We start from the raw sequence: 8,544 nt of genomic DNA on the forward strand, positions 1-8,544 counted from the left end.
GGCGCGGGCCTGGCGCGCACCGGCTCGGTGTTCGGCCACGGCAGCGGCGACATCGCGCTGGCGTTTTCCACCGCCTACACCGTGCCGCAAGACAGCGCGCGCGCCATGCCGGCCGTGGCCATGCTGCACGACCGGCTGACCGACGGCCTGTTCCAGGCCGTGGCCGACGCCAGCGAGCAGGCCATCCTGCATGCGCTGTTCCACGCCGAAACCGTGACCGGCCGCGACGGCCACCGCCGCGACGCGCTCGCCGGTTTGCTGTGAGGTGATTGCGATGCGCGTCCTGATCTCCACCGACATCGAAGGCGTGGCCGGCGTGTTCCACACGCAGCAGACGCGCGCCGGCAACCCTGAATACGAGCGCGCCCGCGTGCTGATGACGCGCGAGGCCAACGCGGCCATCGATGGCGCGTTCGCGGCAGGCGCCACCGAGGTGTTGGTCAACGACTCCCACGGCGACTTCCGCAACCTGCTGACCGACCTGCTGGACGCGCGCGCGCAGGCCGTGATGGGCAAGCCGCGGTATCTCAGCATGATGGCCGGCGTGGAAGGCGCGGACGCGGTCTGCATGGTCGGCTACCACTCGCGCGCGCAGGGCCGCGGCATCCTCGCGCACACCATCAACAGCTTCGCCTTCGCGCGTGTGGCGTTCAACGGCATGGAGCTTGGCGAGATGGGCATCTACGGCGCGCTGGCCGGCGAATACGGCGCGCCCGTGGTCATGGCCAGCGGCGACGACGTGTTCATCGAGGAACACCGCCCGCTGCTGCCGCACGTGGTCTACGTGCAGACCAAGCGCGCGAGCGGCAACACCAGCGGCACCAGCCTGTCGCCCGCGGCGGCCTGCGATGCGATCCGCAACGGCGTCATCGAAGGCCTGCGCACGCGCGCCGCCGCCAAGCCGTTCGTGCTGCCCACGCCGGTGGCGGTGCGCGTGCAGACCCAGACACCGGCGCTCGCCGACCTGTTCTGCCAGTGGCCGACGCTGGAGCGCATCGGCTCCGTGGAAGTCGGCATCACCGTGCCCACCGTCGAAGCGGCGGTGCGCACCATCAACAGCCTGTCGGCGATGTCGGCGCTGCTGCGCTGAAGGCGGGGCGTTTCAGCTGAACTTCGGCACGCGCTTGGCGAGGAAGGCCTGCACGCCCTCCTGGCCGTCCGGGCTGGCGGCGCACGCGGCGACAGTCTGGCCTTCCAGCTCCATCTGGTCTTCCAGCGTGCTACCGTAGGTGGCGAGCAGCAGCTTCTTGATTCCGGCATGCGCGCCGAGCGCGCCGTTGGCCAGCTTGTGCGCAAGCTCCAGCGCGGCGTCCTGCAGCGCGGCACCCGGCACCACGCGCGTTGCCACGCCCCAGTCCGCGGCTTCAGCGGCGGAGAGCTTGCGGTTGGTGAACATCAGCTCCTGCGCACGCCGCAGGCCGACCAGCCGCGGCAGGAAATACGAGGAACTGCCGTCGGGGCTGAAGCCGATGGCGGTATACGCCATGGTGAAGCTGGCCGATTCGGCCGCCAGCACCAGGTCGGCCGACATCGCCAGGCTGAACCCGGCACCGGCGGCCACGCCGTTGACCGCCGCGATGAGCGGCGCGCGCATGCGCGAGAAACTGGAGATGGCGCGGTGCAATTCGTCGGCCAAGCGCTTGACCTCCGAGGCGGCGTGCTCACCGAAACTTGCGAATGCATTGACGTCGCCGCCCGCGCAGAAGAAGCGGCCCTGGCCGGTCAGCACCACGGCCTTGATGCCGTCGTCACCCGCGCAGCGCTCGGCCACGGCAAGCAGCTCGGCCGCCATCTGCTGGTTCAGGCAGTTCGCGTCCGCCGGCCGGTTCAAGGTGACGAGGGCGACGCCGTCCTGCCGCTCGAAAGTCAGGGTGCTGTAGCTGTCCATGGGGCCTCCGTGTTCGGCCACATCGTAAGGGCTGGCCGCCTGCGGCGGGCCGGCAAGTCTGCTCAGGCCACGGGCATGGCGCCGGTGTAACGCGCGCGCGGCCGGATCGGCTCGCCGCTGCGCACCTGCTCCAGCGCATGCGCCACCCAGCCAGCCGAGCGCGCGATGGCGAAGATCACCAGCGGCGCGTGCGGCGGAAGATCGGATGCGTCGGCCATCGCGCCTAGCGCGAAATCGATGTTGGGCAGCTCGCCGGTCGCGGACTCCACTTCCCTGGCGAGATCCGCGTGCGTCGGCCCGACGTCGAACGATGCGAGCAAGGCGCGGGCACGCGGGTCGCCATGCGCATACAGCGGATGGCCGAATGCCGGCAGGCGTTGGCGCTGCGCCAACGCGGTGTGCACCGCGGCGGCCGGCCCGACGCCGCGCGCGAACTCCATCAGCGCGCGCAACTCCGACCACGCGCCTGCATGCAGCGGACCGGCCAATGTCGCCAGGCCCGCCAGCAGCGCGGCCGACAGCGGCGCGCCGGTGGAGACGGCAACGCGCGCCGCGAAGGTGGAGGGATTGAGTTCATGGTCAGCCAGCAGCACCAGGCTCTTGCGGATGGCATCGGCCGCATGCGGCGCCTTCCACGCGGCGGCGATGCGCGTGTGCATGGCGCAGGCCTTCCTGCGCCGCGCGGGTTCGCCCAGCAGCGCGGACGCGATGCCGTCGACCAGCGTGCCCGCGTCGGCAACGAGTTCGGAGGGAGATCGTCCCAGCGAGGGCGCATCGCATGCGGCGCGCGCGGCGAGCAAGGTCAATGCCGCTTGCAGCGGCGAGGCCGACGCGTCCACGCGCACCGGCGCGGCCGATGCCTTCATCGCGTCGGCCTCCGCGGTTTCCCACAGCAGCGCGCACACGGCCTCGAAACTCGCGGAATCCGAGAGCCGTATCGCATCGACGCCGCGGTACCAGAGCCGCCCGTGCATCACGGCGGTGATGGCCGACGGCAGCACCGGCTCGCCCCAGTGGATCGCCTGCACGGCGACCACTTCGGCCGGGCGGCGGCCGGCGCGCTGCGCGCGCAGCCGGCCCACGTCTTCGCCGTTGTAGAGGCTGCGCCGCGCATCGCGCGGATCGGCCTTGGCGCGGATGCGGCCGCGGCTCACGTTGGCGTACAGCGTCTGCGGCTTCACGCCCAAAGCTTCCAGGGCCTGCCCCGCGCTGATCCATCGGTTCATGTTGATGCAATCCATCAAGATTGACGCGATTCATGTTAGCAAGAACACTGCATCGCATGACCCGCTGCTTCGACATCGCCGCACGCATGTGCAACGCCATCGGCCTGCCGCCCCGCGCGGGCACGAGCCTCCGCTTCACGGGTGCCGGCGAACTCCCCTCGGCCTTCGCGGTGACCGACTTCGCGGCCGCCGCCATCGCCACGCCCTTGCTGGCGCTGTCCGCGCTCCTGCAGCGCATCACCGGCCACGCACCCGAGGTCGGCGTCGACCGCCGGCTGAGCGCGATGTGGTTCCACAGCTCCATCCGCCCCATGGGCTGGAGCCTGCCCTCGCCCTGGGACCCGATCGCCGGCGACTACGCATGCCGCGACGGCTGGATCCGGCTGCACACCAACGCGCCGCACCACCGCGCCGCGGCCGAACGCGTGCTCGGCGCGCATGCGGACCGCGACGGCATGGCGCAGGCCGTCGCGCGCTGGGACAAGGCGAACCTGGAAGCCGCGGTGGTGGCCGGGGGCGGCTGCGCCGCCGAGATGCGGTCGGTGGATGCCTGGCGCGCGCACCCGCAAGGGCAGGCGGTGGCGACGGAGCCGCTGGTGCACATGCGCGCGGGCGAGAGCAGCCACGTCCGCGCGGCATGGCACCCGGTGCGCGGGCGGCCGTTGCAAGGCATCCGCGTGCTGGACCTCACGCGCGTGCTGGCCGGGCCGGTGGCCACGCGCTTTCTCGCGGGCCATGGCGCGCAAGTGCTGCGCATCGACCCGCCGGACTGGGACGAGCCCGCGGTCATCCCGGAGGTCGTGCTTGGCAAGCGCAGCGCCCGCCTCGACCTGCGCACGCCCGCTGGCCGCGAGACCTTCGCTGTCCTGCTGGCCGGCGCCGACGTGCTGGTGCACGGCCTGCGGCCCGGGGCGCTCGGCCGCCTGGGCTTCGGTCCCGCCGAGCGCCGTGCGCTGGCGCCCGGCCTCATCGACGTCAGCCTGGACGCCTACGGCTGGTCCGGCCCCTGGGCCGGCCGCCGCGGCTTCGACAGCCTGGTGCAGATGAGCACCGGCATTGCCGACGCCGGCATGGCTTGGCGAGCCGCCGGCAAGCCGGTGCCGCTGCCCATGCAGGCACTCGACCACGCCACCGGCTACCTCATGGCCGCGGCGGCGGTGCGCGGCATCGCTCAGCGGCTGGATGGCGGTGAATCGCTGACGGCGCGGCTGTCGCTGGCGCGAACGGCGCAGCTGTTGATGGAGTACCCGGCCCGTGCCGCGGATGAGGCGCTTCCGCCGGAGACGCCGGACGACAGGGGGCTCGCCGTCGAGGCCACCGCATGGGGCCCGGCGCAGCGGCTGAAACCGCCGGGCGCGGTCGCCGGCGCGGCGATGCACTGGGACCTGCCGGCGCGCCAGCTCGGCGGCGATGCGCCGATCTGGTTTTGAACAGGCGGCACGCCGGCCGCGTCAGGGCATCGCCGCTTCGCGCTCCGTCCGTCCGGCCGCCGCACCGAGCGCCTCCGCCGGCCGGCGCAAGCCGCGATCGAACGGGTTGATCTGCGGCGCGAGCAGGTCCGCCTCGCGCCGCAGCAGGTCCACCACCACCTGCAGACGCTCGCCCTCGAGCCGCGCGCTCAGCGTGCCGACGCTCAGCGCGGCCACCACCTCGCCGCGCGCATCGAAGACCGGCACGCCCACGCCGGCCATGCCTTCGATCAGGCCGGAGCTGGTGGCCGCGTAGCCCTGGCGGCGCACCTTCGCGATCTCGGTGCGCAGGTACACGCCGTCGAGCGGTCCCATGCCGGCCAGGCGCGGCACGTTGTGGCGGATCACCTCCTCGCGCTCGGCTTCGGCCAGGTTGGCCAGGATCGCCATCGCGCCCTGGCCGATGCCCAGCGGCACGCGCCCGCCGATGTCGCCGGTGAAGCTGCGGATCGGGAACGGGCCCTCCCAGCGGTCCAGGCACATCGCGTCGAAGCCGGCGCGCACCAGCAGGAACACGCTGTCGCCGAGCGCCGCCCCCAGCCGCAGCAGGGCCGGGCGGAACTGGCCGCGCAGGCCGCCGCGCTCGCCTGCGCGCGCGGCCAACTCGAACAGGCCGAGCGACAGCGCATAGCGCTTGTCCGGCAGCTGTTCGACCAGGCCTTCCTGCACCAGCTGCTGCAGCAGCCTGTGGGTGGTGGCTTGCGTGTAGCCCAGGGCCTTGCCCAGTTCGCTGACGCGGCTGGCGCCGGCGCCCAATGCGCGCAGGACGGCCACGGCCCGGTGCAGGCTGGACACCGCCGCGTCGGGCGAGATGGATTCGGATTTCATTTGGTTGAAGTTTTCGATTTTCCGATCCCACAATATTCCGCAGAGCGGAATAATAGTCAAATTCATTTCGATAGGCGGGTTTTCTGTCTTGACGGTCTTTGGGAGCGGGCGCCACACTGGCCAACACACACCTCTTCCCCACCGCATGTCCTTCCTCGTCATCCAGGGCTTGAGCAAGCGCTACGGCAACGTGGATGCGCTTGCGGACTTCGACCTGTCGGTGGAGCGCGGCGAGTTCATCAGCCTGCTGGGGCCGTCCGGCTGCGGCAAGACCACCACGCTGCAGGCGCTCGCCGGATTCGTGCGCGCCACCCGGGGCACCGTGCTGCTGGAAGGCCGCGACATCACCCACGTGCCGCCGGAGCGCCGCGGCCTGGGCATCGTGTTCCAGAGCTACGCGCTGTTCCCGCACATGACGGTGGCGGGCAACGTCGCGTTCGGCCTCGAGATGCGCGGCGTGCCTCCCGCCGAGCGCCAGCGGCGCGTCGACCGCATGCTGGAACTGGTCCACCTGGCCGAGTACGCGGCGCGCTATCCGCGCGAACTGTCGGGCGGGCAGCGCCAGCGTGTGGCCGTCGCACGCGCCCTCGTCATCGAGCCGCCGGTGCTGCTGCTGGACGAGCCGCTGTCCAACCTGGACGCCAAGCTGCGCGAGGCCATGCAGTTCGAGCTGCGCCGCATCCAGCGCAAGCTGGGCACCACCACGCTGATGGTCACGCACGACCAGTCGGAGGCGCTGTCGATCAGCGACCGCGTGGTGGTGATGCACGGCGGCCGTATCCAGCAGGTGGATGCGCCGCACCGGCTGTACGAACATCCGCAAAGCCGCTTCATCTCCGGCTTCGTGGGCAAGACCAACCTGCTGCGCGGGCACTGGCGCGACGGCGCGCTGGAACTGGCCGGCGGCGTGCGCGTCGCGGCGCAGGGCGGCCATGCCGAGGGACAGGCGCTCACGGCGGTGCTGCGGCCCGAGAAGATCGCGCTGCGGGCCCAGGGTGGACAGGTCTGCGGCCGCATCGTGGAGCGCTTCTTCCTGGGCAGCCAGTGGCTCTACCGCGTCGACTGCGAGCTCGGCGAGCTGGAAGTGGCCTGTGCCAACGACGGCCGCGCCCCGTGGGCGGAACAATCCGAGGTGGCGCTCGACTGGCCGCCCGACGCGGTGCGCGTGCTGCCGGCGCAAGAGGAATGAACGCATCGCGCCGCACACCCTACCTGCTCAGCGCACCGGCGCTGGCGCTGTTCGCCTTCATGGTGCTGCTGCCGCTGGCGCTCACGGCCGTGCTGTCGTTCCATCCGTTCAACCACGAGACCGGCGTGCAGCCCGGCTTCACGCTGCATGCGTATGCCACGGTGCTGGGCGACGGCTGGTACTGGGGCATCTTCGGGCGCACCGGCTGGGTGGCGCTGCTCGCCACGCTGATCTGCATCGCCGTGGGCGTGCCCGAGGCCTACATCCTGAGCCGCATGCGCGCGCCCTGGCGCTCGGTGTTCCTGCTGGTCATCCTCGCGCCGCTGCTGGTCTCGGTGGTCGTGCGCGCGTTCGGCTGGAGCCTGGTGCTCGGCCCGGGCGGGTTCGTCAACCGTATCTTCGAGGCGGTGGGCATCGGTGCGGTGCGCATGCTCTACACACCCATTGCCGTGGTCGTCGCGCTGGTGCACGTGATGCTGCCCTTCATGGTCATTCCCGTATGGACCTCGCTGCAAAAGCTCGACCCGATGGTGGAGAACGCGGCGCTGTCGCTTGGCGCCGGCCGGTTCACGGTGCTGCGGCGCGTGGTGCTGCCGCAGGTGCTGCCCGGCGTGCTCTCGGGCGGGCTGATCGTGTTCGCGCTGAGCGCCAGCGCGCTCGCCATACCGGGCCTGCTCGGCGGCCGGCGCCTGAAGATGGTGGCCACGCTGATCTACGACGAATACCTGCACGAGTTGAACTGGCCGCTCGGCGCCGCGATCGCCTTCGCGCTGCTGGCGGTGAACCTGGCCGTGATGCTGGGTACGCAGACGGCCGTGGAATCGGCCTGGCGCAAGCGGATGGGCGCATGAGAAACGGCCCGCTCGCGCTCGCGTTCAACGCCCTGGTGGTGGCCTTCATGCTGGCGCCGCTGGTGGTGGTGTGCCTGGTGGCGTTCACGCCGGCCGACACCCTGTCGGTGCCGTGGGGCGACTGGTCGCTGCGCTGGTTCCGCGCGGTGTTCGAGCACAGCGACCTGATGGCGTCGTTCCGCAACAGCCTGGTGGTGGCGGCATTCGCGGCCACGGGCGCGGTGCTGCTCGCGATTCCGGCAGCGCTGGCGATCGCGCGCCACGCATTCCCGGGGCGGCAGGCGATCAACGGGCTTCTGATGAGCCCGCTGATCGTGCCGCACCTCGTGCTGGGCGTGGCTATGCTGCGGCTGTTCGCGCTGATGGAAGTGCGCGGCTCGGCGCTGTGGCTCACGGTCGCGCACGTGGTGATCGTCACGCCCTATGCGCTGCGCCTGATGCTCGCCGCGCTGGCCGGCGCCGACGCCTCCATCGAGCAGGCGGCGCGCTCGCTCGGCGCGGGCCGCTGGACGGCATTCCGCCGCATCACCCTGCCGCTGATGCTGCCCGGCGTCACCGGCGGCTGGCTGCTCGGCTTCATCAACAGCTTCGACGAAGTCACGATGTCGATCTTCATCACCTCGCCGCAGACGGTGACCCTGCCCGTGCGCATGTACATGCTGGCCACCGAGTCCATCGACCCGATGATGGCCGCCGTGTCGGCGCTCATCGTGGCCCTGACGGCAGGCGTCATGCTGGTGCTCGACCGGCTCTACGGCCTGGACCGCGTGCTGGTGGGACAGCAATGACAGGTGCTCCGCTGCTGGTCCGGTTGGCCGGGAACACGCGCCGCGCGGTGCCGTTCACGCTGGACGGCCGCCCCTGCACCGGCCTGGAAGGCGACACCGTGCTCACCGCCGTGCTCACCGCGGCGGGCCAACTGCGGGTGCACGAGGCCAGCGGGCTGCCGCACGCCGGCTTCTGCGCCATGGGGGCCTGCCAGGACTGCTGGATGGACACCGCCGGCGGCGAACGGCTGCGCGCCTGCACCACGCCGCTGGCGCCGGGCATGCAGCTGCGCACGGAGCGCGCCGCATGACGGCGGTGGCGATCG

10 protein-coding genes are annotated in these 8,544 nt (G+C 71.6%); 7 read left to right on the forward strand and 3 right to left on the reverse strand.

The genetic code is table 11. The features are described 5' to 3' along the window. Both H0U68_RS08410 and H0U68_RS08415 read left to right on the forward strand, forming a co-directional pair. On the forward strand, positions 1-264 hold a 264-nt coding region (locus H0U68_RS08410), incomplete at its 5' end, for a P1 family peptidase (RefSeq protein WP_296354547.1). Positions 265-274: 10 nt separating this feature from the next. After that, entirely contained in the window at positions 275-1,090 is an 816-nt protein-coding gene (locus H0U68_RS08415) for a M55 family metallopeptidase (RefSeq protein ID WP_296354549.1), read from the forward strand. Positions 1,091-1,102: 12 nt separating this feature from the next. On the opposite strand, the gene H0U68_RS08420 is transcribed toward H0U68_RS08415, so the two are convergent. Continuing rightward, positions 1,103-1,888 carry an enoyl-CoA hydratase-related protein gene (locus tag H0U68_RS08420; RefSeq protein ID WP_296354550.1) on the reverse strand — a complete coding sequence of 262 codons (786 nt, stop codon included), beginning with the start codon at positions 1,886-1,888 and terminating at the stop codon, positions 1,103-1,105. Between the two features lie 62 nt (positions 1,889-1,950). Further along, positions 1,951-3,114, reverse strand: a complete 1,164-nt coding sequence (locus H0U68_RS08425; RefSeq protein WP_296354553.1) for a citrate synthase — start codon at positions 3,112-3,114, stop codon at positions 1,951-1,953. Positions 3,115-3,200: 86 nt separating this feature from the next. Here H0U68_RS08425 and H0U68_RS08430 point away from each other — a divergent pair, with 86 nt between their 5' ends. Then, positions 3,201-4,544, forward strand: coding sequence for a CoA transferase (locus tag H0U68_RS08430; protein WP_296354563.1), 1,344 nt, complete (start codon positions 3,201-3,203; stop codon positions 4,542-4,544). 21 nt (positions 4,545-4,565) lie between these two features. On the opposite strand, the gene H0U68_RS08435 is transcribed toward H0U68_RS08430, so the two are convergent. Continuing rightward, on the reverse strand, positions 4,566-5,411 hold the full coding sequence (locus H0U68_RS08435; protein WP_296354554.1) for an IclR family transcriptional regulator: 846 nt from the start codon (positions 5,409-5,411) through the stop codon (positions 4,566-4,568). Positions 5,412-5,556: 145 nt separating this feature from the next. Here H0U68_RS08435 and H0U68_RS08440 point away from each other — a divergent pair, with 145 nt between their 5' ends. The 4 genes from H0U68_RS08440 to H0U68_RS08455 are packed head-to-tail and all read left to right on the forward strand — an operon-like array spanning position 5,557 to position 8,529. Then, positions 5,557-6,600: an ABC transporter ATP-binding protein gene (locus H0U68_RS08440; RefSeq protein ID WP_296354556.1), complete on the forward strand. Its 1,044-nt coding sequence runs from the start codon at positions 5,557-5,559 to the stop codon at positions 6,598-6,600. Then, positions 6,597-7,451, forward strand: a complete 855-nt coding sequence (locus H0U68_RS08445) for an ABC transporter permease (RefSeq protein WP_296354558.1) — start codon at positions 6,597-6,599, stop codon at positions 7,449-7,451. The genes H0U68_RS08440 and H0U68_RS08445 overlap by 4 nt, the downstream gene beginning before the upstream one ends. Further along, positions 7,448-8,239 carry an ABC transporter permease gene (locus tag H0U68_RS08450; RefSeq protein ID WP_296354560.1) on the forward strand — a complete coding sequence of 264 codons (792 nt, stop codon included), beginning with the start codon at positions 7,448-7,450 and terminating at the stop codon, positions 8,237-8,239. The genes H0U68_RS08445 and H0U68_RS08450 overlap by 4 nt, the downstream gene beginning before the upstream one ends. Further along, complete coding sequence (locus H0U68_RS08455) at positions 8,236-8,529, forward strand: (2Fe-2S)-binding protein (protein WP_296354561.1); 294 nt, start codon at positions 8,236-8,238, stop codon at positions 8,527-8,529. Before H0U68_RS08450 ends, H0U68_RS08455 begins: the two co-directional genes overlap by 4 nt. The last annotated feature ends 15 nt before the right edge of the window (positions 8,530-8,544 follow it).

Origin of the sequence: Ramlibacter sp. (genome assembly GCF_013697775.1) — a bacterium.
Classification (GTDB): domain Bacteria; phylum Pseudomonadota; class Gammaproteobacteria; order Burkholderiales; family Burkholderiaceae_C; genus Ramlibacter.